We start from the raw sequence: 26,990 nt of genomic DNA, 5'->3' as shown, positions 1-26,990 counted from the left end.
GTGGTGGTCAGCTTTTGTGACGCGGCTTGCGGTACGGCTTCTCGTCACGCGTGTCGCGCGCCGGCCGATCATCGCGGTCCCGACGCTCGAAACGGTCACCCCGACCGCCGGCCTCCCGAGGGCCACCGGTGCGGCGTGCGCCCCCGGGACCGCGGTCGGGCTTGATCTCGATCAGGCGTCCCGAGATGCGCGTGTCGCGCAGCTTCTCGAGGACAGACGGATCCAGGTTCGATGGCAGCTCGACCGTCGAGAAGTCCGGACGGATGTTGATCGCACCGAAGTCGTCGCGTCCCAGACCGCCCTCGTTGGCGAGGGCCCCGACGATCTGGCGGGGTTCGACACGGTGACGTCGTCCGACCTCGATGCGGTAGGCGGTGTAGTCGCCACGCCCGCGTCGTTCCGTACGCGGCTCACGAGCATCGCGTCCCGTGCGCTCGCGCGGGGGACGGTTGTCTGCTTCGACCGCCTTGGTGAGCGGATCGTTGGCGGGGTCGAGCAGCAGCGGCTTGTCACCCTGCGCCACGACAGCCAGAGCGGCGGCCACATCACCCTCAGGGACATCATGGTGACGCACGTAGTGCGCCACGATGTCGCGGAACGCCTCGATGCGCCCGGTCTCCGACAGCGCCGTGGTGATCGCGTCGTCGAAGCGGTTCAGACGTGTGGTGTTCACGTCTTCCGTGCTCGGGAGCTGCATCTGGGCCGGCTGCTGACGCGTCGCCTTCTCGATGTGCTTCAGGAGGTAGCGCTCGCGCGGGGTGATGAAGCTGATCGCGTCGCCCGATCGTCCGGCGCGGCCCGTGCGACCGATTCGGTGCACATAGGACTCGGTGTCGGTGGGGATGTCGAAGTTGACGACGTGGCTGATGCGCTCGACGTCGAGTCCTCGCGCGGCCACGTCGGTCGCGACCAGGATGTCGAGCTTGCCGTCCTTGAGCTGGTTCACACTGCGCTCACGCTGCACCTGAGGCACGTCGCCGTTGATGGCTGCGGCCGAGTAGCCACGGGCGCGCAGCTTCTCCGCCAGGGTCTCGGTCTCGTTCTTCGTACGGACGAAGACGATCATTCCGTCGAAGTTCTCGACCTCGAGGATCCGGGTGAGCGCATCGACCTTCTGCGCGTACGACACGACGAGATAGCGCTGCGTGATGTTGGTGCCGGTCGCGGTCTTCGACTTGATGCTGATCTCTTCAGGGTCTCGCAGGTACTTCTGGGCGAGACGGCGGATCTGCGGCGGCATCGTCGCGGAGAACAGCGCGACCTGCTTCTCCTCGGGCGTCTGCGCGAGGATCTGCTCCACGTCTTCGGCGAAGCCCATCTTCAGCATCTCGTCGGCCTCGTCGAGCACGAGGTACTGCAGCTGAGACAGGTCGAGCGTGCCCTTGGCGAGGTGGTCCATGATGCGGCCCGGCGTGCCGACGATCACGTGGACGCCGCGGCGCAGAGCCGACAGCTGCACGCCGTAGCCCTGCCCGCCGTAGACGGGGAGCACGTGCACGCCCTTCATCTTGGAGGCGTACGACTCGAACGCCTCGCAGACCTGGAGCGCGAGCTCACGGGTGGGTGCGAGCACGAGGGCCTGCGGGGTCTTCTGGGAGACATCGAGGCGTTCGAGCACGGGGAGGGCGAAGGCCGCGGTCTTCCCGGTACCGGTCTGCGCCATGCCGACGACATCGCGCCCAGCCAGGAGCGTCGGGATGGTGGCCGCCTGGATGGGCGACGGCGTCTCATAGCCGAGGTCTTTGATGGCTTTGAGGACGGGCCCGGTGATGCCGAGCTCCTCGAATCCAGGGGTCGCGGGAGATTCGTCGGGGGCGTCGGTCAGCACTGCATCTTCAGGGGTCACTTCCCAAGGGTAGCGCGCTGCGGCGTCCGCCGCCTGTGAGGGCGTCCTCAGGCGCCGGTGTTCAGCGCCACGAGCTTCTCCTTGACCTGGCGCCGGAGCACCTTACCGATCAGCGACTTCGGGAGTTCGTCCACCACGAAGATGCGGCGGGGGACCTTGTAGGGGGTGAGGATGCTGCGCGCGAACTCACGAACGGCCTCGACGTCCACGTCGGTTCCCTGATCGATGACGATCGCGGCGACGACCTCTTCACCGGAGTGCTCGCTCGGCAGACCGATGACCGCGGCATCCGCGACCTGCGGGTGCTGGCGCAGGGCGTTCTCCACCTCGGTGGGTGCGACGTTGAAGCCGCCCGTGATGATGAGCTCCTTGATGCGATCGACGATGCGAACGAAGCCGGCCTCGTCGATCGTGACGATGTCGCCGGTGCGGTACCAGCCGTCGACGAAGACCGCCTCCGTCTCCTCCGGCTTGCCGTAGTACCCCGAGAACACCTGCGGCCCGCGCACGACGAGTTCCCCGGCAGAGCCCGACGGCACGTCCTCACCAGGGTTCTCCGGATCCACCACGCGGCATTCGGTTCCGGGCAGGGGAAGCCCGACGGTTCCGGGAACGCGGTTGTCCGCCACCGGGTTCGCCATCAGGACAGGGGAGCACTCGCTCAGCCCGTAGCCTTCGACGAGATATCCGTGGGTGGCCTCCTCGAAGGGGACGACCAGTTCATGTGGCAGCGCCATCGCGCCGGAGATCGCGACCTCGATGCCCTCGAGCGACACTCCCTTCGCCTTGGCCGCGGCGAGAAGGCGGTCGGCTATGGGCGGTACCAGCGGCAGGAACGTGGCGGGGTGCTTCTTGACGACGTCGAGCACGAGGTCCGGATCGAACTTGGGGAAGAGCACGAGTCGAGCCCCCATCGACATCGCGAACGTCAGACAGAGCGTGAGTCCGTAAGCGTGGAACATGGGAAGGACCGCGTACACGACGCAACCGTTGCCGCGTCGGATCGACGGCACCCAGGCCTGCGACTGGGCGGCGTTCGCCAGCAGGTTGCGGTGTGTGAGCGCCGCCCCCTTCGGCGTTCCGGTCGTTCCGGAGGTGTATTGGATGATCGCCAGATCGTCGGTTCCCGGCTTCGGGTGCGTCTCCGGCAGAGGGTCGGAAGCGACCAGCGAGTCCCAGACGACCGTGCCGCGCACCTTGGCCGTGAGGGCCGCGCGGGAGTCGCGAGCCTTCGCGACGGGGAGACGTAGGGCGAAGCGCGTGAGGAACGGCATGGCGCGCGTCACGTCGACGGAGATGAGGTTCGTCACGGCGAGGTCCGCCGGGAACTCCTGCACCGTGGAGACGACCTTGTTCCACACGATCGCGTGTTTCGCTCCATGGTCCTCGAACTGCTTGCGCAGCTCACGAGGCGTGTAGAGCGGGTTGTGCTCGACGACGACGGCGCCGAGTCGCAGCACCGCGTAGAAGGCCACGATGTGCTGCGGGCAGTTCGGCAGCACGATGGCCACAGGGTCGCCGGCGCGGACGCCGAGATCCCGCAGCCCCGTCGCCGCGCGGTCGATCGCTGATTGCAGCTGTGCGTATGTCGTCTCACGCCCGAAGAACTGCAGCGCGGGGGCATCGGGGTAGTCCCGTGCCGACGCGGCGACGATGTCGACGAGTGATCCGTCGACCGGGGCGAGGTCTTCCGGGACGCCTGCGGCGTAGCTGGCGACCCACGGGCGAGGGGGCTGGAACGTGCTCACCCGCCCAGCATATGTCGAGCTGCTCGTGGGGCATGGGAGTTCGGAGCGCGCCAACTAGACTGGGGGAGTGTCTGAAATCACCCCTGAACTCGTGCGCCATCTCGGTGTGCTCGCACGCATCCAGCTGAACGACGACGAGGTGTCGCGGCTCACGGGCCAGCTCGACGCCATCGTCGACAACATCGCGAAGGTGTCGGAGGTCGCGACCGCCGACGTCGTGGCGACGAGCCACCCGATCCCACTGAGCAATGTGTTCCGTCCCGATGTGGTCGGCCAGACGCTCACGCACGAGCAGGTGCTTCAGAACGCCCCGGATGCCGCCGACGGCCGCTTCCGCGTGACCGCGATCCTGGGAGAAGAGCAGTGAGCGACATCATCCGACTCGATGCGGCGGATCTGGCAGCGAAGCTGGCCTCTCGCGAGGTCTCCAGCGTCGAGGCGACCCAGGCGCACCTCGATCGCATCGCCGCCGTGGACGGCGACGTCCACGCCTTCCTCCACATCAACGATGGAGCGCTCGAGGCCGCAGCGGCCATCGACGCCCGTCGCGCTGCCGGCGAGGCCCTCGGACCGCTCGCCGGCGTTCCTCTCGCGATCAAGGACGTCCTCGTCACGACCGACCAGCCGACCACCAGCGGCTCGCGCATCCTCGAGGGCTATCGCTCTCCCTACGACGCCACGGTCGTCGCGCGTTCACGCGCCGCGGGACTCGTCCCGCTCGGCAAGACCAACATGGACGAGTTCGCCATGGGGTCCTCCACCGAGCACTCCGCATACGGCCCCACGCACAACCCCTGGGACCTCGACCGCATCCCCGGCGGTTCCGGTGGCGGTTCGGCTGCCGCTGTCGCCGCATTCGAGGCACCGCTCGCTCTCGGCTCCGACACGGGCGGCTCGATCCGTCAGCCCGCGCACGTGACCGGCACGGTCGGCGTCAAGCCGACGTATGGCGGTGTGAGCCGCTACGGCGCGATCGCCCTGGCCTCCAGCCTCGACCAGGTCGGCCCCGTCTCGCGGACGGTCCTCGACTCGGGGCTGCTGCATGACGCGATCGGCGGCCACGACCCGAAGGACTCGACGTCGTTGCGCGACGCGTGGCCCTCGTTCGCCGAGGCGGCTCGCGAGGGTGCGCGCGGAGACGTGCTCAAGGGTCTCAAGGTCGGCGTGATCCGCGAACTGCCGGACAGCGGCTTCCAGCCCGGCGTCGCCGCATCCTTCCGCAATGCTCTCGCGCTCATGGAGGCTCAGGGCGCGGAGATCGTCGAGATCGGTGCTCCCCATTTCGAGTACGGCGTGGCTGCGTACTACCTGATCCTCCCCGCGGAGGCATCGAGCAACCTCGCGAAGTTCGACTCGGTGCGCTTCGGTCTGCGGGTGACGCCCGACGGAAACCCGACGGTCGAGGACGTCATGTCCGCAACCCGTGACGCCGGCTTCGGTGACGAGGTCAAGCGACGCATCATCCTCGGCACGTACGCACTGTCGGCCGGTTACTACGACGCCTACTATGGCAGCGCGCAGAAGGTCCGCACACTCATCCAGCAGGACTTCGCCAACGCCTTCGCCGAGGTCGACGTCATCGCGACGCCGTCGGCGCCCACCACCGCCTTCAAGCTCGGCGAGAAGATCGACGACCCGCTGCAGATGTATCTCAACGACATCACCACGATTCCGGTGAACCTCGCCGGCGTTCCCGGCATCTCCGTCCCCAGCGGTCTGGCCGATGACGACGGACTCCCCGTCGGCATCCAGTTCATCGCCCCGGCACGGGAGGATGCACGTCTCTACAAGGTCGGCGCCGCGCTCGAGACGCTGCTCGTCGACTCCTGGGGTGCGCCGCTGCTCACCCGCGCACCGCAGCTCGCAGGAGGGAAGCGCTGATGGCCGCCGCCAAGCTCATGGACTTCGACAAGGCGCTCGAGCTGTTCGAGCCGGTCCTCGGATTCGAGGTGCACGTCGAGCTCAACACCAACACGAAGATGTTCTCCGATGCGCCGAACCCGGCCAACGAGGCCTTCCACGCCGCTGAGCCGAACACGCTGATCGCGCCCGTCGACCTCGGTCTGCCGGGGTCGCTTCCGGTCGTGAACGAGACGGCGATCCGTTCGTCGATCAGCCTGGGTCTCGCTCTCGGTTGCTCGATCGCGGAATCGAGCCGGTTCGCGCGGAAGAACTATTTCTACCCGGATCTCGGCAAGAACTACCAGATCTCGCAGTACGACGAGCCGATCGCCTATGACGGTTCGGTCGAGGTCGAGCTCGAGGACGGGACACTCATCACGATTCCGATCGAGCGCGCGCATATGGAGGAAGACGCGGGAAAGCTCACCCACATGGGTGGCGCCACCGGCCGCATCCAGGGCGCTGAGTACTCGCTCGTCGACTACAACCGCGCGGGTGTTCCGCTGGTCGAGATCGTGACGAACATCATCTACGGCACCGAGCACCGCGCACCCGAGGTCGCCAAGGCCTACGTGCAGGCGATCCGCGACATCGTCCGTGGTCTCGGAATCTCCGAGGCCCGGTTGGAACGCGGAAACCTGCGCTGCGACGCCAACGTCTCTCTGCGTCGGCGGGGCACCGACAAGCTCGGCACCCGCACCGAGACGAAGAACGTCAACTCCATGCGTTCGGTCGAGCGGGCCGTGAAGTACGAGATCCAGCGCCAGGCGCAGATCCTCGCCGATGGCGGCACGATCACGCAGGAGACGCGGCACTGGCACGAGGACACCGGTACGACATCGCCGGGTCGTCCGAAGTCGGACGCCGACGACTACCGCTACTTCCCGGAGCCCGACCTGCTGCCCGTGGAGCCGGCCGCCGAGCTGATCGAGGAGCTGCGCGCGGCTCTTCCCGAGCAGCCTGTCGCCCGCCGTCGTCGCCTGATGACGGAGTGGGGCTTCACCGACCTGGAGTTCCAGGACGTGCGCAACGGAGGCCTGCTCGAAGTGGTCGAGGCGACCATCGCCGCCGGTGCGGCACCTGCGACCGCCCGGAAATGGTGGACGGGGGAGATCTCCCGTCTCGCGAACGCGCAGGAGAAGGAAGCCACCGAGCTGATCAGCCCGGAGAACGTCGCCGCACTGCAGCAGCTGGTCGACGCGGGCACGCTCACCGACAAGCTCGCCCGCCAGGTGCTCGAAGGCGTCATCGCGGGGGAAGGCACTCCGCAGGAGGTCGTCAACGCCCGTGGCCTCGCCGTGGTGTCGGACGACGGCGCGCTGATCGCTGCGATCGACGAGGCTCTCGCGGCCCAGCCGGATGTGATGGCGAAGATCAAGGACGGCAAGGTCCAGGCCGCCGGTGCTGTCATCGGCGCCGTCATGAAGGCCATGAAGGGCCAGGCGGACGCGGCACGCGTGCGTGAACTCATCCTCGAGCGCGCTGCCCAGTAGCGCGTGGCCCCGGGCCTCCTGTCGGAGGCCCGGGGGAGAATGGTCGTATGGGACACGGTGACGGCACGGGACGGATGGTCTCCGCCTCCGACGCCGACGACACCGGGACGCGCATCCTCCACGTCGACATGGACGCGTTCTACGCGGCTGTCGAGGTCCTCGACGATCCCGCGCTCCGGGGGCTTCCGCTGATCATCGGCGCACCGGACGGCCGCTCGGTCGTCTCGAGTGCCTCTTACGAGGCCCGCCGATACGGCGTACGCGCAGCGATGCCGGTATCGCAGGCGCTGCGCCTGTGTCCCTCCGCGCGCATCGTGCCGCCGCACTTCCATCGCTATCAGGAGGTCTCCCGGCAGGTGATGGCGATCTTCGAATCGTTCACCCCGCTCGTCGAGCCGTTGTCGGTCGACGAGGCGTTCCTCGATGTGCAGGGCGTGCGACGGCTCTGGGGCAGCCCTGCACACATCGCAGAGCTCATCCGCGGACGTGTGCACGATGAGGTCGGCATCACCTGCAGTGTCGGAGTCGCGGCCACCAAACACGTCGCCAAGATGGCATCGACGATCTCCAAGCCCAACGGCATGCTCGTCGTCGCCGCAAAGGACACGCTCGAGTTCCTCGCGCCACGTCCGGTCCGCGCGATGTGGGGCGTCGGGCCGAAGGCTGCCGAGGCGCTGGAGGCACGCGGTATCCGTACCGTGAGAGATGTGCGCGAGGCTCCGCGCGAGATGATCGAGCGTGCGGTCGGCCCCGCCCTGGGCGCGCGCCTCGCTCAGCTCGCGATGGGTGAGGATGCGCGCGCCGTCGATACGGTGCGCGTGGAGAAGAGCATCGGTCATGAGGAGACCTTCGATACGGATATCCTCGATCGTCCGTTCCTCCGCGCGGAGCTCCTGCGGCTCGCTGACCGTGTCGCCGCACGTCTCCGCCGCGCCGAGTGGGAGACGTCGACCGTCGCCATCAAGATCCGTTTCGACGACTTCCGCACCCTGAGTCGCTCTCAGACGCTGAGCGAGCCCACCGCGGTCGGGCAGCGCATCGGCGAGGCTGCGCAGGCTCTGTTCGAGCAGATCGACCGACGCGATCCCGTGCGTCTGGTCGGCGTCAGAGCCGAGAACCTGCGTCCGGCCGGCGGCGGCGGTCTCGGGCTGTGGGACGACGACGAGGACTGGCGCAGAGTCGAGGGGGCAGTCGACGAGGCCATGGCCAGGTTCGGCACAGCGACGATCAGCCGCGCGCGACACATCGGCCGCGGGGACGGTCGCGGTGCCGCCCAACATCCGAAGGCCCACGGCCTGGATTGATCGCACGCGCGCGCGGTTCCTCGACTAGCGTGGGGGTATGCCGAACATTGCACTGGAACTCGGAAAGCAAGCTGCGTCCTTCGGCGTGAAGAGCGCGTACGGGGAGCCGCAGGATGTCGACGGTGTGAGCATCACTCCGGTGGCGTTCACCTACTCGGGCTTCGGCGGAGGCAGCGGAGACGGTGGCGAGGGTGGTGGCGGTGGCGGTGTCTCCGTCCCGGTCGGGGTCTACGTGCGTCGCGAGGAAGGTCTGCGCTTCGAGCCGAACATCGTCACGTTGCTCGTCGTCGCCGTGCCGTTCGTCTGGGTCGCCGGACGGGCGCTCACTCGCATCATCCGTGCCCTCAAGAAGTGACGATCCGGTCGCTGCCGCGCTGGAGCAGGCCGCGACGCTGATCGAGCGGGATGTCCGTGCCGTCGCCGCCGCGAACCCCGTCGTGCTCATCGATGGCGGCAGCGGTGCGGGAAAGTCGTCCCTCGCCTCCCTGTTGGTGCGTCGCTGGCCCGTGGTCGGTCACGTACAGCTCATCGCGTTGGATTCCATCTACCCGGGCTGGGACGGCCTCGATGAAGGCGCTGAGCGCGCCCTCGACTGGATCCTCCGTCCGCACGGCCGCGGGTATCTCGGCACCTGGCGGCGATGGGACTGGGAGGACCGCACCGAGGCGGAGAGCCACGCCGTCGACCCGGCCCTCGGAGTCATCGTCGAGGGCAGCGGGATCCTCCGCCCCTCGTCCGCCGCCCTCGCCGATGTCAGGGTATGGGTGGAGTCGGCGGAGACATCGAGGAAGGCGCGTGCCCTGGCACGCGATGGGGACGCCTATCGGCCGCACTGGGACCGTTGGGCCGCACAGGAACGCCGACACATCGAGCGGGACGACCCTCGATCCCTCGCTACGAGAATCGTCGAGGTTCCTTAGAGCTTCCTGCCCTCATCCGCTTCGTCTGCAGCCTGGATGAGAAGTTCCAAACGGTATCCGAGCCAGTCGTACACATCGTGACGCCCATCCGTGGCGGTCTGTTCGTCGGTCGTGATCCCGAGCCGCGTGGCTATGACGAGGCGAATAGCCGTGAGCGTTCGGAGCCAGGCGTCGACGTCCTCCACGGGCACGGTCATCTCCCGCGTCCGCAGCGCTTCTGCCTCGGCGAGGTCGTCACCGGTGACGTCTCCGAGAGACCCACGTGTCCGGCGCGCATCGACGAGCCGTCGATCGAGGAGATCATCCCTCGTGCTTTCGGCGAACTCGGCGGCGGAGTCCGCATCGTCGGGGTAGGGAGTCGGCGTCAATCGGTCGATGGCGGGGTCCCCGACCTCCCGCGAAGTCGCGAGGAGCTCGATGAAGTCGTCCACGAGCTTCGCGAGGTGGAGCTCCTCGATCCCGGTGATCGTGACGATGACGGCGTCCCTGGTCACTGTGAGGCCTTCCTGACCGTGGCCCACAGGCCGTAGTCATGCATGGCCTGCGCGTGGACCTCCATGGTCTCGCGCGGCCCCGTCGCCACGATGGCGTGTCCGTCGTGGTGCACGGCGAGCATCAGCGTCGTCGCGTGGTCGAGCGAGTATCCGAAATACGTGCGGAAGACGCGGACCACGTAGCTCATCAGATTGACGGGGTCGTTCCAGACGACCACCTGCCACGGCTCCAGGGGAGCGGCGCTCAGATCGGTCGCCTCATCGAGATCGGGAACTGCGGCGGGGATCGTCATGCCCAACCCATCTCATGCAGCTGCTCGTCGTCGATGCCATAGAAATGCGCGATCTCATGCACCAAGGTGGTGTGGATCTCGTCGCGGAGCTCTTGCTCGTTCTCGCATTGGGCCAGGTGCGGCTCGCGATAGACCACGATGCGATCGGGCAACTCGCCCATCCCGTACTGGGTCCGATCGGTCAGCGCCAGCCCGTCGTAGAGGCCGAGCAGATCGAGGCTGCCGTCCTCCGGCCGATCCTCCACCACGAACACGACGTTCTCCAACCCTTCGACCATGTCGTCGGGCAACTGGTCGAGCTCATTGATCACGAGCTCTTCGAAGGCGGCGGCATCCATGTCCATCCCCCTCAGCCTAGGGCCCGAGGGAGGTCAGTGCAGGAGAACGAGGATCGCGGCCACCGCGATGAACAGGGCGCCGAACACGGTGTTGAGGATGCGCTGTCCACGTGCGGTTCGCGTGAGTCGACGGAACGGACGTGCGGCTGCAGCGAAGAATCCCCACATCACGATCACGTCGACGACGATCACGGTGACGATGAGCGTGAGGTATTGGGGCAGCGGAGGCTCGTCCAACCTGACGAACTGCGGAATGAACGCGAGGAAGAACACGATCGCCTTCGGGTTCAGGAGATTGACCCAGAAACCGCGGCGGATCATCGACCAGTGGCTCTCGCGGCTGTCTACCGGCAGGGGATCGTCGTCGACCACGACCGCGGGCTTCGCGAGGATGAGACGGATCCCGAGGAACACCAGGTAGGCGGCCCCGGCATAGCGGATGCCGTTGAACAGCACTTCCGAACGTGACACCAGGAGTCCGACACCGGCAGCCACGATCGCGACGTGGACGATCAACGCGATCTGCTGGCCGATGATGCCCCAGATCGAGCGCCGCCAGCCCTGGTTCATCGCATTCGACATCGTGTTGATCGCCCCGGCCCCAGGCGTGAAGCTGATCACGACGGACGCGGTCAGCAACGAGAACCAGACCGCGAGTGACACGTCGTCAGTCTAGGGCGTCGGGGGAGGGGTACCAGCCGCGCGTAGACGCGAAGAAGGCCCGAATCTCGCGATTCGGGCCTTCTTCAGTGGGGTGAGTAACGGGACTCGAACCCGCGACATCCGGCACCACAAGCCAGCGCTCTACCAGCTGAGCTATACCCACCATGTGCCTGCCGGAGCAGGCAACCATACGAGTCTATTACATGTTCGGAGTGAACTCGGACACCGTGCGTGCAGCGATCTCGCGAGCTTCGTCGCTGGACGGTCCCGGCTCATCGACGAACACCGCCTCGCGGTAGTACCGGAGCTCTCGGATCGACTCCAGGATGTCGGCGAGGGCGCGGTGCCCTCCGTCCTTGGGCGGAGCCTGGAAGAAGACCCGCGGGTACCAGCGTCGCGACAGTTCCTTGATGCTGGAGACGTCGACATTGCGGTAATGCAGCCACTGATCCACCTGCGGCATGTATTTGGCCAGGAACATGCGGTCCGTCCCGATCGTGTTGCCGGCCAATGGAGCCTTGCGCTCGAGGGGCACGAAGCGCTTGATGTACGCCAGCGTCTGGGACTCCGCCTCCTCCAGCGACATGCCACCGCGGATCTCCTCGATGAGGCCCGATGTCTCATGCATCTTCGTGACGAAATCGTTCATGTGCGCGAGCGCGGCTTCGGTGGGGCGTATCACCACCTGGAATCCGGGATCGATGGGGTTGAGCTCGAAGTCGGTGATGACGACGGCGATCTCGACGAGTTCGTCGATCGCGAGATCGAGTCCCGTCATCTCGCAGTCGATCCATACGAGACGATCATTCTCGGACGCAGATACCATCTCGCCATACTATCGACGCCCCCGACATCGCCGGCCGGAGTGTGACTCGTGAATCGTCTGCGCGACCGCGATACTCTAGAGTCGTGCGCCTCCGTAGCTCAGGGGATAGAGCAGGAGCCTTCTAATCTCTTGGTCGCAGGTTCGAATCCTGCCGGGGGCACTTCACGGTGTCGGCGTTCGAGAATGTTCGCTCCGATGGATGTTCGATCCAATGGGTGATCGCTCCGACGGATGATCGATCCGACGAGAGACGATCTCATGTGCGGAGCGCGACCTCTCCCGGATCGACGCCATGCGTCGAGGGCGGCGACCACCGTCAGGAATAGCGCAGCACCGCGACAGCGTCATCGACCCGCCAGAACTCGCCGACCACACGGAACACGCCGGTTGCGAGATGCAGCCTCTCCGCCCGGTACCGGACACCGAGCGGGTCCGGGACGATGCGCAGATGTCCGAGGACATGCTCTCTCTGGTCCTGGACCCTCCAGAGATGATCGGCTGCGCGGACGAGATGCTCTCGCGGAGACGAGAGTCGAGGCGTGGCGAAGGGGACTTCGGGAAGAGAGGTGATCATGCTGTCGGACATCGGTGCTCCTTTCGTGATTCGAAGATACGACCGACCACCGACATTCCCTCGCGCGCAGTCCTCTCGTCCTCATCGGGGGTTTCTCTCCACAGAGGACATCTGTCTCGGTCTCTCCACCGACTTCGTGTTTCGGGCTCTCCACCTCCGTCGTGGCGGCGCACGCTGGAAAGACCGGAAGGGATCCGGAGACGAGAGGACGAGCAACATGATCGACACGCTGACCATCGTGGGAAGAGTCGCCACCGATCCGACACAGGTGCAGACCGCAGGAGGTGTGGCGGTCACCAACTTCCGTCTCGCCAGCACCCACCGACGTTTCGACCCCGCAGCCCAGGCTTGGACGGACTCGGGGACCAACTGGTACTCGGTGGCGGCGTTCCGGCAGCTCGGCGAGAACGCCAAGGCGTCCCTGCGGACGGGTGACGCGGTGATCGTGACAGGACGGCTGAAGATCCGGAACTGGGAGAGCAACGGCAAACATGGCACAAGTGTCGATGTCGAAGCGGAGGCGATCGGTCACGATCTGCGGTGGGGGACCACGGCGTATCGACCGCAGCCGCGGCCGCAGACCGGGATCGCAGAGGCAAGCTCCGACGCACCGGGCGCTCACTCTGCAGAGGAAAGAGCCCCTGTACACGCCGCAGAGTCGGAGTCTGCGGCATTCGACCTCTCGTGGGCGGATCCGGCGTCGAGGATAACGGCGAGCGATTGACGCGCACCGGTTCCCGAGAGTGTCGGGTGCCGGCTGTCGGCCGATTCACGCTGAGGCGGGGAGGAAGGCGACGTAGACTCGGCACGTGCTTCGTCGATCGGTCTCCTCACCGGCGCGTGCAGCCGGCGTCCTGGCGGTCACGGCCGTCTCTGCCCTTCTGCTCTCGGGCTGCGCACCGGAACCCGCACCGACGGCGTCTCCGTCGAGTTCCGCAACTCCCGATGCGGATTCGGCGGCGCCGTCTGCTCCCGTGCTCGTTCCCGACGGCAGCGCAGAGGACAACCTGCCGGTGTTCACCGCGACTGCGGAGGGCATCTGGGCGACAGATCAGCGCGGTTCCGGCCGTGCCTACATCGACGCGCTGATCGGCGCGGGGTTCGATCGCGAGTCGATGCAGGTGACCCAGGATCAGACCACCGTCGGCAACCCGGCGGAGAGTCTGCAGTTCTCGGTGCGGTGGGGTCAAGACGAGTGCTTGGTCGGCCAGGTCGGCCCGTCCACCGGGCAGGTCGTCACCGCGGTCCTCCCGCAACTCGCCGAAGGGCGATGCCTGGTCGGCACCACACGTCCGATCGACTGGTGACACGCCAGGGGGCCGGTAGGCTGGAGTGTCGATCTTCGACGCCAACAGAAGGAGCGGTTTTCGGTGGCTGAGTACATCTACTCGATGGTTCGTGCGCGCAAGGCAGTGGGCGAGAAGCTCATCCTCGACGACGTGACCATGGCGTTCCTCCCCGGGGCCAAGATCGGCATGGTCGGTCCCAACGGCGCGGGCAAGTCGACGATCCTCAAGATCATGGCGGGTCTCGACACTCCGTCGAACGGTGAGGCGAAGCTCTCCCCGGGGTTCACTGTCGGCATCCTGATGCAGGAGCCGGAGCTCGACGAGACGAAGACCGTGCTCGAGAACATCCAGGACGGTATCGCGATCAAGGCGAAGCTCGACCGTTTCAACGAGATCTCGGCGCTGATGGCCGATCCCGATGCCGACTTCGACGCGCTCCTCGCCGAGATGGGTTCGCTCCAGGAAGAGATCGACGCGGCCGACGGCTGGGACCTCGACTCACAGCTCGACCAGGCCATGGATGCGCTCCGCACCCCGCCGGGAGACGCCGCGATCGCGCCTCTCTCCGGTGGCGAGAAGCGTCGAGTGGCGCTGGCGAAGCTGCTCCTGCAGAAGCCCGATCTCCTGCTTCTCGACGAGCCGACCAACCACCTCGACGCCGAGAGCGTGCTGTGGCTCGAGCAGCACCTGCAGGCGTACAAGGGTGCCGTCATCGCGATCACCCACGACCGGTACTTCCTCGACCACGTGGCCGAGTGGATCGCCGAGGTCGACCGCGGTCGCCTGATCGGCTACGAGGGCAACTACTCGACGTACCTGGAGAAGAAGGGCGAGCGCCTCGAGATCCAGGGCAAGAAGGACGCCAAGCTCGCCAAGCGCCTCAAGGAGGAGCTGGAGTGGGTGCGCTCCAGCGCGAAGGGTCGCCAGACGAAGTCGAAGGCACGTCTCGCCCGCTACGAGGAGATGGCATCCGAGGCCGAGCGCACCAGGAAGCTGGATTTCGAGGAGATCCAGATTCCTGCCGGTCCTCGACTCGGAAGCGTCGTCATCGAGGCCAAGAACCTGAAGAAGGGCTTCGACGGGCGCTCGCTCATCGACGGCCTGAGCTTCAGCCTGCCGCCGAACGGCATCGTCGGCGTCATCGGTCCGAACGGCGTGGGAAAGACGACGTTGTTCAAGACCATCGTGGGCCTCGAGCCTCTGGACGGCGGAGATCTGAAGATCGGTGAGACGGTCAAGATCAGCTACGTCGACCAGTCACGCTCCAACATCGACCCGAACAAGACGCTGTGGGAAGTCGTCTCCGACGGCCTCGACTACATCACCGTCGGCAAGACCGAGATCCCGTCCAGGGCGTACGTCTCGAAGTTCGGCTTCAAGGGGCCGGACCAGCAGAAGAAGGCCGGGGTGCTCTCCGGTGGAGAACGCAACCGCCTGAACCTCGCACTGACGCTCAAGGAGGGCGGTAACCTGCTGCTCCTCGACGAGCCGACGAACGACCTGGATGTCGAAACCCTCAGCTCGCTCGAGAACGCTCTGCTCGAATTCCCCGGATGCGCCGTGGTCATCACCCACGACCGGTGGTTCCTCGACCGCATCGCCACGCACATCCTCGCCTACGAGGGCACCGACGAGAAGCCGGACCAGTGGTACTGGTTCGAGGGCAACTTCGAGGCGTACGAGGAGAACAAGATCGAACGCCTCGGAGCCGATGCGGCAAAGCCGCACCGTTCGACGCACCGCAAGCTGACGCGCGACTGAGCACCTCGTGACTGCGACGCCGGGGCCCCGCCTGCACATCCCGATCCAGCTCCGCTGGGGCGATCTGGATGCGTTCAACCACGTCAACAACACCTCGATGCTGAAGCTGCTCGAGGAAGCTCGTGTGCGAGCGTTCTGGCGTGCAGGCCCCGGCGAAGAGGCACCATCCACCGCGGTACTCGACTCGGGTATCGATGAGGGGATCCTCACCCTCATCGCGCGACAGGAGATCGAGTACCTCGCGCCGGTGCCCTACCAGCGGCGACCGCTCGAAGTGCAGATGTGGTTCGGCAAGCTCGGCGGATCCAGCGTCGAGGTCTGCTACGAGGTGCACAACGATCCCACGGCGGCGCCGCGTCAGATCTACGCCCGCTCAACGGCGATCATCGTGCTCGTCGATGCGAAGACCGGACGTCCCACCCGTCTCACCCAGGAGATGCGCGACGCATGGGATCCGTACGTCGGCGAATCGATCGAGTACAGCCACCGCTGACCGCCACACGTACCGCCGGCGTGCACCAGAGCACGGCCACCCGGGCAGACCCGCAGCACGACGAGCGTCTGAGCGGATAAGTCAGTCCTGGCCGTCGGGAACCCTGATCATGATCTCCTGGGCGACACTCGCCACCAGGGTGCCGTCGCGTGTGAAGATCCGTCCGGTGGCGAGTCCGCGGCCTCCGCGGGCGTTGGGGGACTCCTGTACGTAGAGCAGCCACTCATCCACGCGAGCAGGGCGGTGCCACCACATCGCGTGATCGAGACTCGCGACCTTGAGACCGGGGAGCGCCCAATAGACCCCGTGCGCGCGAAGAATCGACTCCTGGATCGTCATGTCGCTGAGGTAGGCGAGCGCTGCGCGGTGCAGACGCTGGTCATCCGGAAGCGGCGCGCGAAGGCGCATCCACACGGCCTGCTGCGGTGTGCGGGCATCGTCGCTCGGCAGATACATCGGCGAGTCGACATGGCGGACATCAGCCGCTCGGTCGCTCAGCATCCGCGCCGTGCCGCCGGGGAGTCCCTGTACACGGTCCTCGTCCGGCTGGAGGGCCTCAGGCTCGGGGATGCCCTCGGGCATCGACGACGCATGCTCGACGCCGGGATCCGCATCCTGGAACGAGGCGATCATCGAGAAGATGGGTACGCCGTTCTGGTATGCCTGGGCACGGCGTGTCGAGAATGAGCGCCCGTCATGAATACGATCGACCGAGATCGTGATGCCCTGACTCGCATCGCCGGGGCGCAGGAAGTATCCATGCATCGAGTGCACCGCCCGATCTTCGGGAAGAGTGCGTTCCGCAGCGAGGAGCGCCTGGGCGAGAACCTGTCCACCGTAGATCCGCCCGCTGGGCATCGGGTGCGACGAACCGGTGAAGATGTCCTCGGTGGTCCGTGCCTGGGTCGAATCGAGATCGAGGACCTCGAGCAGTCGCTCGACGGTCTGGATGGCGTGTTCTTCCGCGCTCATGGATTCCTCTCCGCGCCCCGGGACGCCGCTCCGTTGGTAGTTTAGAACGCGTGCCGCATCACCTTCTCCTCGCCGACGCCGACACGGCGAAAGACGTTCTGACATTCGTGGGGCGAGCCGCCAGAATCAGCGACGAGGGCGTACGACTGCAGGCGACGGGGGGAGTCCTCGCGCTCACGACGGCGGCCCTGGCACCACACGGTCTGTTCGATCAGACGCCGACGATCCTCGCGATGCGCATCGTCCATGCCGACCCCGAACTCGAGTGCGATGTCGTCGTCGACCAACTCACGCAGACCGACGGCCCCGATCGCCTGACCCTCCCGGATACGGGCCTCTCTCCGGCCTGGGCCGGCATCGCTCCGCCTCGCGGTCCATGGGAACGGTCAGCCGTCCTCGACGCCTCGACGCTGGCCCGACGAGCACAGTGGGGCATTTCCGCCGTCGCCCGAGGCGCGACGCCGGGCGCCGGAGAAGAAGCCGTGCGGGCGCTGCGTGCCGCGATCTGGGGTGAGCCGGACGAGGAGCTCGAGGGTCTGCCGAGAGGGGTCGCCTTCGCCGCGGACGCGATGGGTTTCATCTCCGGCGAGGAGCAGGTATCGGTGACTCGATCCGGGCGATGGACGCGACTCGCCTTCCGGCGCGGGCATGTGCTCTCTCGGGGACCGGTCGCCTCGGGCCTCACGAGCGTGCGTCAGACCGGCGTGCTCGACTGACGCGAAGCGCGCAGGCGCCCCCGTAACGCGACCGGCACGACTCGGAGCGCGACGATCCTGCTCACCAGAGCACTGATTCCCCCCAGCACGAGCACGATCCCGAGAACGTCGAGGAGCGGGAACAGCCAGAGGTCGAATACCCAGTATTGCCATTCGACCGTTCCTCCGACCAATGCCGGTGCGAGCGGGACGAACAGGCCTGCCACGATGACGAGCGTCAGCGGGATCAGACGAAGCCAGACGCGTGGTCTTCGCGCTGCGCGTCGCCGCGCCGCCCACCGCGGAGCACGAAGTGCGGTCACCAGGAGAAGGATCAGAGCGAGCACGGCGAGAGCCGACAGGATCCCGTTGACGATGTTCAGCGGATTCTCATACGGCTTCGTCGCCACCCCGCCGGCACCGTCGATCAGGTTCTGCACCAGCTCGCCGGGGGAGCCGACGCCGTTCGTCAGCACCACTGCCGCTCGGCCCGTCTCGGGAGCGAATACCATCGAACCGGTGAACGTCGCCAATGTGCCGCCGTGGGAGACGAAGCCGGGGGCGTCGCCTCCGCCCGGAGCGGCGCGTTGCCAGCCGAGGGCGTAGGACTCCGCGCCCCGCTGAGAGGCATGGAGCTCCTCGAGCAGTGTGCGATCCAGGACGCCCGCTCCGACATCGCCCTGCTGGAACCGAAGCCACCGCACCATGTCGGCGAGCGTCGACACCACACCTCCGTTCCCCCCGCAGCGTCCGGGCATCTCCGGCATGACGTAGGCGAGTCCGAGTACGACGGAGAAGCCGGGGGCGAGTCGGTCGACCGCCTGATCGCAGGCATCGACGCTCCGTGTGTCGAGCATGCCGAGCGGGACGAAGAGGCGCTGCCGGAGGAAGTCGTCCAGCGACTGGCTGGAGACGACCTCGACGACGCGCGCCGCGATCGAGTAATTGGTGTTGTGATACTCGAATCGGGCGCCGGGCTCGGCCACCAGCCGCCGATCGCGAAGCTCCGCCACGACCGCCTCGGTCGTCCGTGGTGAGGGGAGCGCGAACTCGGGGTTGGTTCGCAGGGAGAGTCCGGAGGTGTGCGACAGCAGCTGCCGTATCGTGACCTCCTCATAGCGCTCGTCGGCCATGGTGAACTCCGGCAGTCTGTCGACTACCCGGTCGTCGAGCGCGATCTTCCTTTCCTGAACGAGCAGCATGACCGCCGTGGCCGTCATCGACTTGCTCATCGAAGCGATCCGAAACAGCGTGTGCGGGGTGATCGCGCGTCCGTCCCCATCCCGACCTCGCACGATCAGCTCGACGCCTCCGTCAGAGACCACCGCCGCAGCTATGCCCGGTGTCGCGAACGCATCCACGTAGGCCTGCACGGTGGCGTCGGAGGAGAGCGGGCCGGAGGCCGCGGCGGCGGGAACCGCGATGCCCGGGATCAGAACGGACAGGAGACCGAGAACGGGGAGGAGGCGCACGAGCCCACAGTAGGAACGAACACCGAGCGATTCGAGTGACGCACACACTTCTTCGGGGTAGCCCGAACGGACAGGAGGGATCCCCGGAACGGCATCATCCGGAAAGCTGGAACCGGTGCTCTCGGAACGTGCCTCAGCCCGCGAGTGCCGCTGCCCGCCCCGCCGTCCGTCCCGAGAACAGGCAGCCGCCGAGGAACGTGCCTTCGAGGGCCCGGTAGCCGTGCACGCCCCCGCCACCGAAGCCGCTCGCCTCGCCTGCCGCATAGAGCCCCGGGATCGGCTCTCCGGCCGGGTTCAGAGCGCGGCCCTCGAGGTCGGTGTTGATTCCGCCCAGAGACTTCCGCGTGAGCACGTGCAGCTTCACGGCGACGAGCGGTCCGGCCGCAGGATCCTGGAGACGATGCGGTGCGGCGGTACGGATCAGTCTGTCGCCCCGGTAGCTGCGCATCGATCGGAGCATCCCGATCTGCGCGTCCTTCGTGAAATCGTTCTGCATCTCGCGGTCGCGGGCGACCACCTCGCGCCGGACGTTGTCGATGTCGAGGAGCTCTCCGCCCGGATGCCGCTGCATCTGTTCGAGCAGCGTTTCTAGGTCGTTCTCCACGATGAAGTCCTCGCCCTCGTCGAGAAACGACTGCACAGGCCCGGTCGGTCCCTTGGCCAGGCGCGATCTCACCAGGAGACCGACGTCCTTGCCGGTGAGATCGGGATTCTGCTCGCTGCCGGAGAGCGCGAATTCCTTCTCGACGATCTGGCGTGACGTGACGAACCACGAGTGGTCGTGACCGGTCGTGCGCAGGTGCTCCAGCGTTCCGAGGGTGTCGAATCCGGGAAACAGGGGGACGGGAAGTCGTTTACCGGTCGCGTCGAGCCAGAGCGACGAGGGGCCGGGGAGGATGCGGATGCCGTGTGACGGCCACACCGGGTCCCAGTTCGTGATGCCTTCGACGTAGTGCCACATCCGGTCGCCGTTGATCAGCCGGGCGCCGGCAGCTTCGCTCACACCGTGCATCGATCCGTCGACGTATGCCGGTACCCCGGTGAGCATGTGCTCCGGCGCGGTACCGAGGCGCGCCGGCCAGGCTGCGCGGACGAGGTCGTGGTTTCCTCCGATGCCGCCCGACGAGACGATGGTCGCCGTCGCCGTGATCTCGAACTCGCCGATGACGTCGCGGGAGGACGGCACACCGCGGCTGGATCCGCTCGTCGCGAGGACGTCGCCTCGCGCTCCGGTGACGGTCCCGTCCACCGCGAGCAGTTCCGTCACGCGGTGGCGGGGGAGGACCGTGAGCCGTCCCTCCCGCTCGCCCTGTTCGACAGCCGCCGCGAAAGGGGCCACGATCCCCGGACCGGTACCCCAGGTGATGTGGAAGCGCGGGACGGAGTTGCCGGGACCGGTGGCGCCGTACCCGCCGCGCTCCGCCCAACCCACGACGGGGAAGAAGCCGACACCGCGTTCTCTCAGCCATGCGCGCTTCTCGCCGGCGGCGAACTGCAGGTAGGCCTCGGCCCAGCGACGAGGCCATTCGTCCTCCGGCCGATCGAAGTCGGCGTTTCCGAACCAGTCCTGAGTGGCGAGTTCCAGGGAGTCCTTGATGCCGAAGCGCCGCTGCTCGGGGGAGTCGATGAAGAAGAGACCGCCGAAGGACCACCACGCCTGTCCACCGAGGTTCGTGCGTGGCTCCTGGTCGACGACGATCACGCGTCTCCCACCCGCGAGCGCTTCTGCCGCGGCCACCAGGCCGGCCAACCCCCATCCGATCACCAGGACGTCTGTGGACAGGGGCGTTGTCGTCATGAGTTCTCCGTTGATTCCTGACGTGAGCGGGTCTCGAGCGTGGGACGGCCGCCGGGGCCGGGGCCGATGCCGGAAGGCTCGAGTGTGTTCACCATGGCATAGGCGGCGCGCTCCAGGTAGTCCCACAGCGTCGTTTCGTGCAGAGGAGACAACTGCGCCTCGTCCACCGCGGTCCTCATGTGACGAAGCCAACGATCGCGGGCATCGGCGTCGATGTGGAAGGGCATGTGTCGCATGCGGAGTCGCGGGTGCCCTCGCGTCTCGCCATAGGTCGTCGGCCCTCCCCAGTACTGCTCGAGGAACATCCGGAGCCGATCCTCCGCCGGTCCGAGATCCTCCTCGGGGTACATCGGCTTCATCACCGGGTCGAGCGCGACCTCGCGGTAGAACACCGAAACGATCCTCCGAAAAGTCTCGTGCCCGCCGATCTCGTCGTAGAACGTCACTTCTGGGTGCTCCCGTCATCGTTCGGCTTCTTGCGGCGCCAGATACCACGGTCCGGGATGATCGGCACCCCGGTGACGGCGTTCGGCCGAGTCCTGGGTGGATTCGCGCCGCGGACACGACGTGCACCGTCGAGCCCCGTCGGCACGACGTCGACCATGCGGGGCACGCCGATCTCCTTCTCGAGCAGTGCGGCGCGCAGGCGACGACGCAGCTCCTGGGCCACGTCGTCCTTCGCATTCGCACGGGCCTTGATGACGATGCGGACGACGAGCGCATCGCCGTCGATGGATTCGAGTCCCCACAGCTCCGGCTTCTCGATGATGCGGGTGCGCCACTTCGGGTCTTTCGACAGGCCCTGCGCGGTCTCGAGCATGATGTGCTCGACCTGTTCGAGGTCCGAGTCCGCCGGCACCCCGATGTCGATGATGGAGCGTGCCCATCCCTGTGACATGTTGCCGATGCGGGTGACCTCGCCGTTGCGCACGTACCAGAGGGTTCCGTTGACGTCGCGCACCTGCGTGATGCGCACGCTGACGTACTCGACCACACCGCTCGCGAGACCGAGGTCGACCACGTCGCCGATACCGATCTGGTCCTCCGCGACGATGAAGATCCCGTTGAGCACATCCTTGACGATGTTCTGGGCGCCGAAACCGAGGCCGGCACCGACCGCTGCGGTGAGGAGGGTCAGCGAGCCGAGGAGCGTCGGGTTGAGGGCGTTCACGATGAGGACGATCGCGATCACGACGAGCATCACATTGACGATGTTCTGCAGGATCGTCCCGAGGGTGCGGGTGCGCTGTACCAGGCGCATGTCAGCGAGCGGGGAGCGCTCGAGCGCCTGCGTGTCGTCGACAGACGCCTTGTTCTTGGCGCTGTCGACGATGCGGTGCACGACGCGCCGGATGACCAGGCGGAGGATGAGCCCGATCACTATGCAGCTGGCGATGATGAGCGCCACAGTCAGGGCACTCATGCCGATGCTTCCGAGCCAGCCGAGCAGCGCCGTCACCCAGTCGGGAAGCGGCACGGGGTCGGGGGGAGTGTCTGTCGTGGAGGGGATCATCATCACCACCGATCCTAGCGATCGGGCCTCTGCACTGGCTGGGTGGTGGATGCCGCACGCGAAAACGGAGACCATCTGCCTCAGCCGGGGCGTGTCGTGGTGTGGACACTCCCAGGGCGAGACAGATGGTCTCCGTTTCGGATGTACTCCGGTATCAGTCCTCGGCGTCGCGCGCCTGCGCAGCGAGCGCCCGTTCGACATCGGCCAGATTCTCGAGCACGAGTCGGCGCAGTGCCGGTGCAGCGTCCTGGTGGGCGGCCAGCCAGCCGCGGGTCGCGTCGCGGAGGGCGATGTCGGCCAGGGCCGTCGGGAAGAGCCCGACGATCAGGTACTGCGCGATCTGATAGGTGCGCGACTCCCAGACGGGGAGCAGCATGTCGAAGTACGCGGGGACGAACTCGCTCAGCACCGCTGCTCCGGCCGGGTGCGTGAAGCCGAGTGCCGCCGAGCGGACGATCGTGTTCGGGGCGTCATCGCGCTCGATGAGCGACGCCCATGCGGCCTTCTTCGACGCCGAGTCCGGGAGAGAGGCGCGGGCCTGTGCCGCGAACTCCCCGCCCTTGGCGGTGTTGTCCGCGGCGAGAGCGGCATCGATGGTCGCGGCATCCGTCGCGCCGATCGTGGCGAGGCCCACGAGGAGCTGCCAGTTCAGGTCGGCATCGATCTCGAGCCCGGGCAGGGTGTCCTCGCCGGAGCGCAGACGCCCGATGATGCCGGCATGCTCCGGGGTGACCAGCGCGTTGGCGAAGGCGGTGACGAACTGCAGCTGGCTGTCGCTGCCCGGCTCGGCGGACTCCGCGAGACTCCACAGGCCGTCGGCGATCTTCAGCCGCGCCGCCTCGCGGTCGGCCGGCGTGACGTACAGCGTCGCCGCAGTGCGCAGCTGGGCGAGTGTGGTGCGCACCGTCGTCGACTCGGTCTCACGGCCGATGTTGCCGAGCACGAGGTCGAGGTACTCCGAGGCGCCGGTCTCGGCGTCGCGGGTCTGATCCCACGCGGCACCCCAGACGAGCGAGCGGGCGAGCGGGTCGTGGATGTCGGCGAGGTGCGCGATCGCGGTGGCGAGCGACTTCTCGTCGAGGCGGATCTTCGCGTAGGCGAGATCGTTGTCGTTGAGCAGCACGAGGTCGGGCCGGGCGAGACCCTGCAGCTCGGGCACCTCGGTGCGGTCGCCGTCGACGTCGACCTCGAGGTAGTGCGTGCGCGTGAGCGAACCGTCGGTCAGCGTGTAGAAGCCGATTCCGAGCCGGTGCGGACGAATCGTCGGGTAGTCCGCCGGCGCGGTCTGCGTGATCGCGAAGCGCGAGATCTTTCCATCGTGGTCCTCTGCGATGACCGGCTCGAGCGTGTTCACGCCGGCGGTCTCCAGCCACTTCTTCGACCAGGAACTGAGGTCACGTCCGCTGGTGGCTTCCAGCTCGGAGAGCAGGTCGCTCAGCTCGGTGTTGCCCCAGGAGTGCTTCTGGAAGTACTGCGACACGCCCGCGAAGAACGCCTCGATGCCGACCCAGGCGGCGAGCTGCTTCAGGACGGAACCGCCCTTGGCGTATGTGATGCCGTCGAAGTTCACCTGCACGTCTTCGAGGTCGTTGATCTCGGCGACGATCGGGTGAGTGGATGGGAGCTGGTCCTGGCGGTAGGCCCAGGTCTTCTCCATGGCGTTGAACGTGGTCCACGCCTCGGTCCACTCGGTGGCCTCGGCGGTGGCGATGGTCGACGCCCACTCAGCGAACGACTCGTTCAGCCAGAGGTCGTTCCACCACTTCATGGTGACGAGGTCACCGAACCACATGTGGGCGAGCTCGTGCAGGATCGTGACGACGCGGCGCTCCTTGACAGCATCCGTCACCTTGCTGCGGAAGACGTAGGTCTCGGTGAAGGTGACCGCTCCCGCGTTCTCCATGGCGCCGGCGTTGAACTCCGGCACGAAGAGCTGGTCGTACTTGGCGAACGGGTACGGAACACCGAACTTCGACTCGAAGTAGGCGAAGCCCTCGCGCGTCTTGTCGAAGATGTAGTCGGCGTCGAGGTGCTGCCACAGGCTCTTGCGGCCGTACACGCCCAGCGGGATGACACGGCCGGAGGCGCTCGTGAGCTCCGAGAACGTCGATTCATACGGTCCGGCGACGAGGGCGGTGATGTACGACGAGATGCGCGGGGTCGGCTCGAAGCCCCAGGTGGCGGTGACGTCGTCGTCGTGCACGATGGGCTCGGGCGTGGGGGAGTTGGAGACGACCTTCCACGCCGCAGGTGCCGTCACGGTGAACTGGAACGTCGCCTTGAGGTCGGGCTGCTCGAAGACCGCGAACACGCGGCGCGAGTCGGGCACCTCGAACTGGGAGTAGAGGTAGACCTCGCCGTCGACGGGGTCGACGAAGCGGTGCAGTCCTTCTCCGGTGTTGGTGTATTCGCAGTCGGCGTCCACGACGAGGACGTTCTCGGCCTGCAGCCCGGTGAGCGCGATGCGCGAGTCGGCGAAGACCTCGTTCGGGTCCAACTGCTCGCCGTTGAGCGAGATCTCACGCACCTCGCGAGCGATGAGGTCGATGAAGGTGAAGCCCTCCGGCGTCGCGGTGAAGCGCACCACGCTGCGGGAGCCGAACACTTCGGCGCCCTTGGTCAGATCGAGGGCGACTTCATAGGACTGAGTGTCGATGACGTCGCGGCGCTCCTGCGCTTCGATGCGGGTGAGGTTCTCTCCAGGCACAGCTGTACTCCCAGGGGTGAGGGGATGTCACCGGGGCTGGGCGCAGTTGGCGCCGACGGCAACCCTGACAGCCTACGCCAGTGCGACGGATGCCCTCTCGCAGCGACGAAGGAACGGAAACGGATAGAAACGGTGAATGCGCGCACTCCCGCACTCCGCCGAGGTGGGAGGATGGAGGGGTGACTGCGATCGAGCCGAATGTCGTTCCCTTTGCTTCGCCTGCTGCCTCCGGCGGTGCGCCCTTCGTGACCACGCCGGTCGCCTACGACGCGATCCTTCTCGCCGGATTCGGCGGGCCGGAGGGTCAGGAAGACGTGATCCCGTTCCTCCGGAATGTGACGCGCGGGCGCGGCATCCCCGACGAACGACTCGAAGAGGTTGCACACCACTATCGTCACTTCGGCGGAGTGAGCCCGATCAACGGGCAGAACCGTGTGCTCAAGCAGGCGCTCGAGAACGCCCTGGTCGAGCGAGGCATCACGCTCCCCGTCTACTGGGGGAACCGCAACTGGGCCCCGTACCTGGAAGAGGTCGTCACCGAGGCGTCGGGCAACGGTCACAACACCCTCCTGGCTTTCGCCACCAGTGCATACAGCTCGTTCTCCAGTTGCCGTCAGTATCGCGAGGACTTCGCCCGCATCCTCGAGGAGACGGGCCTGGGCGAGACCGTGACGATCGACAAGATCCGTCCCTTCTACGATCACCCGGGGTTCGTCGAAGCGTTCGAGACCGGCGTGCGGGAGGCTGTCGAAGGCTTCCTCGCCGAGGGTGTCGCCGCAGCCGACATCCAGATCCTCTTCTCGACGCACAGCATCCCGACGGCCGACGCCGAGCGCTCCGGCGCACGGGACATCGACTGGGGCGAAGGCGGTGCGTACGCCGCACAGCATCTCGCCGTCGCCGCCTGGGTGATGGACCGCGTGCGGCAGACCGTTCCGGCATCCGCCGATGTGTCCTGGGAACTCGTCTACCAGTCCCGCTCCGGCCCCGCCTCGCAGCCGTGGCTCGAGCCCGATGTGTGCGACGTGATCGGCGAGCTGCCCGAGCGCGGTCGCAAGGCCGTCGCCGTCGTACCAGTGGGCTTCATGAGCGATCACATGGAGGTCCTGTGGGATCTCGACACCGAAGCGGCCGAAGCCGCGGAGGAGGCGGGCCTCGCGTTCACGCGCACACCCACCCCGGGCGTGTCACCGGCGTTCGTGACGGGCATCGTCGACCTGATCGAAGAGCGTCTCCAGGGACGCCCCAACGAAGAGCGCGCGCATGTCACGTCCCTCCCGGGAGGTTTCGACGTGTGCCGTCCCGGGTGCTGTGAGAACATCCGCGCGGGCTTCAAGCCGGCCGCGGCCGGTGTCGCCCCGTGACCTCTCGGTGATGCACGCGCACTTCTAGGATGGGAGTCATGCGCATCCACATCGCCACCGACCACGCGGGCCTCGACTTCTCCACCCAGCTGCAGGGACATCTGCGCGCAGCCGGACACGAGGTCGTCGATCACGGTCCGATCGAGTACGACGCGGTCGACGACTACCCCGCGTTCTGCATCCGCGCGGCTCAGGCGGTCATCGCCGATCAGCGGGCGGGCGTCGAAGCTCTGGGTGTGGTCTTCGGAGGTTCCGGAAACGGCGAGCAGATCGCTGCGAACAAGGTGGAAGGCGTCCGTGCCGCACTCGTGTGGAACCTCTCGACGGCAGAACTGGCCCGCGAGCACAACGACGCCAACGTGATCTCCATCGGCGCACGACAGCACACCTACGACGAGGTCACCTCGTTCATCGACCGTTTCATCGAGACGCCGTTCTCCGGAGACGAGCGCCACGTGCGGCGCATCGGCCAGATCGCGGACTTCGAACGCGACGGCTCCCTGCTCCCGGACCCGCGGGCCTGAG

27 protein-coding genes and 2 tRNA genes are annotated in these 26,990 nt (G+C 66.8%); 14 read left to right on the top strand and 15 right to left on the bottom strand.

Going from position 1 to position 26,990, the window contains the following annotated elements; all coding sequences use genetic code 11:
- Window positions 1–7: 7 nt before the first annotated feature.
- Together MST3598_RS09245 and MST3598_RS09240 are read right to left on the bottom strand one after the other, a co-directional pair.
- Window positions 8–1,828 carry a DEAD/DEAH box helicase gene (locus MST3598_RS09245; protein ID WP_021200498.1) on the bottom strand — a complete coding sequence of 607 codons (1,821 nt, stop codon included), beginning with the start codon at window positions 1,826–1,828 and terminating at the stop codon, window positions 8–10.
- 65 nt (window positions 1,829–1,893) lie between these two features.
- Entirely contained in the window at window positions 1,894–3,594 is a 1,701-nt protein-coding gene (locus MST3598_RS09240) for a long-chain-fatty-acid--CoA ligase (RefSeq protein ID WP_029259177.1), read from the bottom strand.
- Window positions 3,595–3,661: 67 nt separating this feature from the next.
- Between MST3598_RS09240 and gatC the strand changes: the two genes are divergently transcribed.
- Genes gatC through MST3598_RS09210 form a run of 6 tightly spaced genes read left to right on the top strand, consistent with a single transcriptional unit; the run spans window position 3,662 to window position 9,213 of the window.
- A complete protein-coding gene (gatC, locus tag MST3598_RS09235; protein WP_029259178.1) occupies window positions 3,662–3,961 on the top strand; it encodes an Asp-tRNA(Asn)/Glu-tRNA(Gln) amidotransferase subunit GatC in 300 nt (99 codons plus the stop codon).
- Window positions 3,958–5,475, top strand: coding sequence for an Asp-tRNA(Asn)/Glu-tRNA(Gln) amidotransferase subunit GatA (gatA, locus tag MST3598_RS09230; RefSeq protein ID WP_021200501.1), 1,518 nt, complete (start codon window positions 3,958–3,960; stop codon window positions 5,473–5,475). The genes gatC and gatA overlap by 4 nt, the downstream gene beginning before the upstream one ends.
- Window positions 5,475–6,989, top strand: coding sequence for an Asp-tRNA(Asn)/Glu-tRNA(Gln) amidotransferase subunit GatB (gene gatB / locus MST3598_RS09225; protein WP_029259179.1), 1,515 nt, complete (start codon window positions 5,475–5,477; stop codon window positions 6,987–6,989). Before gatA ends, gatB begins: the two co-directional genes overlap by 1 nt.
- Before the next feature lie 47 nt (window positions 6,990–7,036).
- Window positions 7,037–8,293 carry a DNA polymerase IV gene (gene dinB, locus MST3598_RS09220; RefSeq protein ID WP_021200503.1) on the top strand — a complete coding sequence of 419 codons (1,257 nt, stop codon included), beginning with the start codon at window positions 7,037–7,039 and terminating at the stop codon, window positions 8,291–8,293.
- Window positions 8,294–8,330: 37 nt separating this feature from the next.
- On the top strand, window positions 8,331–8,648 hold the full coding sequence (locus MST3598_RS09215; RefSeq protein ID WP_021200504.1) for a hypothetical protein: 318 nt from the start codon (window positions 8,331–8,333) through the stop codon (window positions 8,646–8,648).
- Complete coding sequence (locus MST3598_RS09210; protein WP_029259180.1) at window positions 8,632–9,213, top strand: aminobenzoate synthetase; 582 nt, start codon at window positions 8,632–8,634, stop codon at window positions 9,211–9,213. Before MST3598_RS09215 ends, MST3598_RS09210 begins: the two co-directional genes overlap by 17 nt.
- Here MST3598_RS09210 and MST3598_RS09205 read toward each other — a convergent pair.
- The 6 genes from MST3598_RS09205 to orn all read right to left on the bottom strand — a co-directional run bounded on the left by MST3598_RS09205 (window position 9,210) and on the right by orn (window position 11,827).
- On the bottom strand, window positions 9,210–9,707 hold the full coding sequence (locus MST3598_RS09205) for a DUF2017 family protein (protein ID WP_029259181.1): 498 nt from the start codon (window positions 9,705–9,707) through the stop codon (window positions 9,210–9,212). The genes MST3598_RS09210 and MST3598_RS09205 overlap by 4 nt on opposite strands.
- On the bottom strand, window positions 9,704–10,000 hold the full coding sequence (clpS, locus tag MST3598_RS09200) for an ATP-dependent Clp protease adapter ClpS (RefSeq protein ID WP_021200507.1): 297 nt from the start codon (window positions 9,998–10,000) through the stop codon (window positions 9,704–9,706). Before clpS ends, MST3598_RS09205 begins: the two co-directional genes overlap by 4 nt.
- Window positions 9,997–10,344: a metallopeptidase family protein gene (locus MST3598_RS09195; RefSeq protein ID WP_029259182.1), complete on the bottom strand. Its 348-nt coding sequence runs from the start codon at window positions 10,342–10,344 to the stop codon at window positions 9,997–9,999. Before MST3598_RS09195 ends, clpS begins: the two co-directional genes overlap by 4 nt.
- Window positions 10,345–10,371: 27 nt before the next feature.
- Window positions 10,372–11,001, bottom strand: coding sequence for a LysE family transporter (locus MST3598_RS09190; RefSeq protein WP_029259183.1), 630 nt, complete (start codon window positions 10,999–11,001; stop codon window positions 10,372–10,374).
- A gap of 87 nt (window positions 11,002–11,088) precedes the next feature.
- Window positions 11,089–11,164 (bottom strand) — tRNA-His (locus MST3598_RS09185).
- Window positions 11,165–11,200: 36 nt separating this feature from the next.
- Entirely contained in the window at window positions 11,201–11,827 is a 627-nt protein-coding gene (gene orn, locus MST3598_RS09180) for an oligoribonuclease (protein ID WP_029259184.1), read from the bottom strand.
- 87 nt (window positions 11,828–11,914) lie between these two features.
- Between orn and MST3598_RS09175 the strand changes: the two genes are divergently transcribed.
- Window positions 11,915–11,987, top strand: a tRNA-Arg gene (locus tag MST3598_RS09175).
- Between the two features lie 156 nt (window positions 11,988–12,143).
- Here MST3598_RS09175 and MST3598_RS09170 read toward each other — a convergent pair.
- Window positions 12,144–12,413: a hypothetical protein gene (locus MST3598_RS09170; protein WP_029259185.1), complete on the bottom strand. Its 270-nt coding sequence runs from the start codon at window positions 12,411–12,413 to the stop codon at window positions 12,144–12,146.
- Between the two features lie 205 nt (window positions 12,414–12,618).
- Between MST3598_RS09170 and MST3598_RS09165 the strand changes: the two genes are divergently transcribed.
- The 4 genes from MST3598_RS09165 (at window position 12,619) to MST3598_RS09150 (ending at window position 15,944) form a co-directional block, all read left to right on the top strand.
- The gene (locus MST3598_RS09165; RefSeq protein WP_051671025.1) at window positions 12,619–13,125 is read left to right on the top strand and encodes a single-stranded DNA-binding protein; all 507 of its coding nucleotides are present in this window, start codon (window positions 12,619–12,621) and stop codon (window positions 13,123–13,125) included.
- Between the two features lie 85 nt (window positions 13,126–13,210).
- Entirely contained in the window at window positions 13,211–13,708 is a 498-nt protein-coding gene (locus MST3598_RS09160) for a DUF6993 domain-containing protein (protein ID WP_029259187.1), read from the top strand.
- Window positions 13,709–13,771: 63 nt separating this feature from the next.
- Window positions 13,772–15,451, top strand: coding sequence for an energy-dependent translational throttle protein EttA (gene ettA / locus MST3598_RS09155; RefSeq protein ID WP_017830677.1), 1,680 nt, complete (start codon window positions 13,772–13,774; stop codon window positions 15,449–15,451).
- Window positions 15,452–15,458: 7 nt separating this feature from the next.
- Window positions 15,459–15,944 carry an acyl-CoA thioesterase gene (locus MST3598_RS09150; protein ID WP_021200514.1) on the top strand — a complete coding sequence of 162 codons (486 nt, stop codon included), beginning with the start codon at window positions 15,459–15,461 and terminating at the stop codon, window positions 15,942–15,944.
- Window positions 15,945–16,025: 81 nt separating this feature from the next.
- Here the strand turns inward: MST3598_RS09150 and MST3598_RS09145 are convergent, their stop codons facing one another.
- Window positions 16,026–16,916, bottom strand: coding sequence for an acyl-CoA thioesterase (locus MST3598_RS09145; protein ID WP_021200515.1), 891 nt, complete (start codon window positions 16,914–16,916; stop codon window positions 16,026–16,028).
- Between the two features lie 50 nt (window positions 16,917–16,966).
- On the opposite strand from MST3598_RS09145, the gene MST3598_RS09140 reads away from it, so the two are divergent.
- Complete coding sequence (locus MST3598_RS09140; RefSeq protein WP_029259189.1) at window positions 16,967–17,632, top strand: hypothetical protein; 666 nt, start codon at window positions 16,967–16,969, stop codon at window positions 17,630–17,632.
- Here MST3598_RS09140 and MST3598_RS09135 read toward each other — a convergent pair.
- The 5 genes from MST3598_RS09135 to pepN all read right to left on the bottom strand — a co-directional run bounded on the left by MST3598_RS09135 (window position 17,611) and on the right by pepN (window position 25,101).
- On the bottom strand, window positions 17,611–19,083 hold the full coding sequence (locus MST3598_RS09135) for a serine hydrolase domain-containing protein (protein WP_096359538.1): 1,473 nt from the start codon (window positions 19,081–19,083) through the stop codon (window positions 17,611–17,613). The two genes, MST3598_RS09140 and MST3598_RS09135, sit on opposite strands and share 22 nt — an antisense overlap.
- Before the next feature lie 133 nt (window positions 19,084–19,216).
- Window positions 19,217–20,881, bottom strand: a complete 1,665-nt coding sequence (locus MST3598_RS09130; RefSeq protein WP_029259191.1) for an FAD-binding dehydrogenase — start codon at window positions 20,879–20,881, stop codon at window positions 19,217–19,219.
- A complete protein-coding gene (locus tag MST3598_RS09125) occupies window positions 20,878–21,327 on the bottom strand; it encodes a globin (RefSeq protein WP_029259192.1) in 450 nt (149 codons plus the stop codon). Before MST3598_RS09125 ends, MST3598_RS09130 begins: the two co-directional genes overlap by 4 nt.
- A complete protein-coding gene (locus tag MST3598_RS09120; protein ID WP_442922152.1) occupies window positions 21,324–22,394 on the bottom strand; it encodes a mechanosensitive ion channel family protein in 1,071 nt (356 codons plus the stop codon). Before MST3598_RS09120 ends, MST3598_RS09125 begins: the two co-directional genes overlap by 4 nt.
- Window positions 22,395–22,548: 154 nt before the next feature.
- Window positions 22,549–25,101, bottom strand: a complete 2,553-nt coding sequence (gene pepN, locus MST3598_RS09115) for an aminopeptidase N (RefSeq protein ID WP_029259194.1) — start codon at window positions 25,099–25,101, stop codon at window positions 22,549–22,551.
- 179 nt (window positions 25,102–25,280) lie between these two features.
- Here pepN and MST3598_RS09110 point away from each other — a divergent pair, with 179 nt between their 5' ends.
- Together MST3598_RS09110 and MST3598_RS09105 are read left to right on the top strand one after the other, a co-directional pair.
- Complete coding sequence (locus MST3598_RS09110; RefSeq protein ID WP_029259195.1) at window positions 25,281–26,465, top strand: ferrochelatase; 1,185 nt, start codon at window positions 25,281–25,283, stop codon at window positions 26,463–26,465.
- A gap of 38 nt (window positions 26,466–26,503) precedes the next feature.
- A complete protein-coding gene (locus tag MST3598_RS09105; protein WP_021200523.1) occupies window positions 26,504–26,989 on the top strand; it encodes a ribose-5-phosphate isomerase in 486 nt (161 codons plus the stop codon).
- Window position 26,990: the final 1 nt, after the last annotated feature.

This window comes from Microbacterium sp. TPU 3598 (assembly GCF_002356155.1).
Classification (GTDB): domain Bacteria; phylum Actinomycetota; class Actinomycetes; order Actinomycetales; family Microbacteriaceae; genus Microbacterium; species Microbacterium maritypicum_A.
Note: the sequence above shows the minus strand (reverse complement) of the source record. Positions and strands in the feature narration are given on the sequence as shown.

Excerpts from the sequence above, each read along its gene's own strand:
- MST3598_RS09145 (WP_021200515.1), bottom strand. The coding sequence starts at position 16,916 with ATGAGCGCGGAAGAACACGCCATCCAGACCGTCGAGCGACTGCTCGAG.
- MST3598_RS09105 (WP_021200523.1), top strand. The coding sequence starts at position 26,504 with ATGCGCATCCACATCGCCACCGACCACGCGGGCCTCGACTTCTCCACC.
- orn (WP_029259184.1), bottom strand. The coding sequence starts at position 11,827 with ATGGTATCTGCGTCCGAGAATGATCGTCTCGTATGGATCGACTGCGAG.
- MST3598_RS09215 (WP_021200504.1), top strand. The coding sequence starts at position 8,331 with ATGCCGAACATTGCACTGGAACTCGGAAAGCAAGCTGCGTCCTTCGGC.
- clpS (WP_021200507.1), bottom strand. The coding sequence starts at position 10,000 with ATGACGATCCCCGCCGCAGTTCCCGATCTCGATGAGGCGACCGATCTG.
- MST3598_RS09170 (WP_029259185.1), bottom strand. The coding sequence starts at position 12,413 with ATGTCCGACAGCATGATCACCTCTCTTCCCGAAGTCCCCTTCGCCACG.
- dinB (WP_021200503.1), top strand. The coding sequence starts at position 7,037 with ATGGGACACGGTGACGGCACGGGACGGATGGTCTCCGCCTCCGACGCC.
- MST3598_RS09130 (WP_029259191.1), bottom strand. The coding sequence starts at position 20,881 with ATGACGACAACGCCCCTGTCCACAGACGTCCTGGTGATCGGATGGGGG.
- MST3598_RS09195 (WP_029259182.1), bottom strand. The coding sequence starts at position 10,344 with ATGGACATGGATGCCGCCGCCTTCGAAGAGCTCGTGATCAATGAGCTC.
- MST3598_RS09165 (WP_051671025.1), top strand. The coding sequence starts at position 12,619 with ATGATCGACACGCTGACCATCGTGGGAAGAGTCGCCACCGATCCGACA.
- gatB (WP_029259179.1), top strand. The coding sequence starts at position 5,475 with ATGGCCGCCGCCAAGCTCATGGACTTCGACAAGGCGCTCGAGCTGTTC.
- MST3598_RS09120 (WP_442922152.1), bottom strand. The coding sequence starts at position 22,394 with ATGATCCCCTCCACGACAGACACTCCCCCCGACCCCGTGCCGCTTCCC.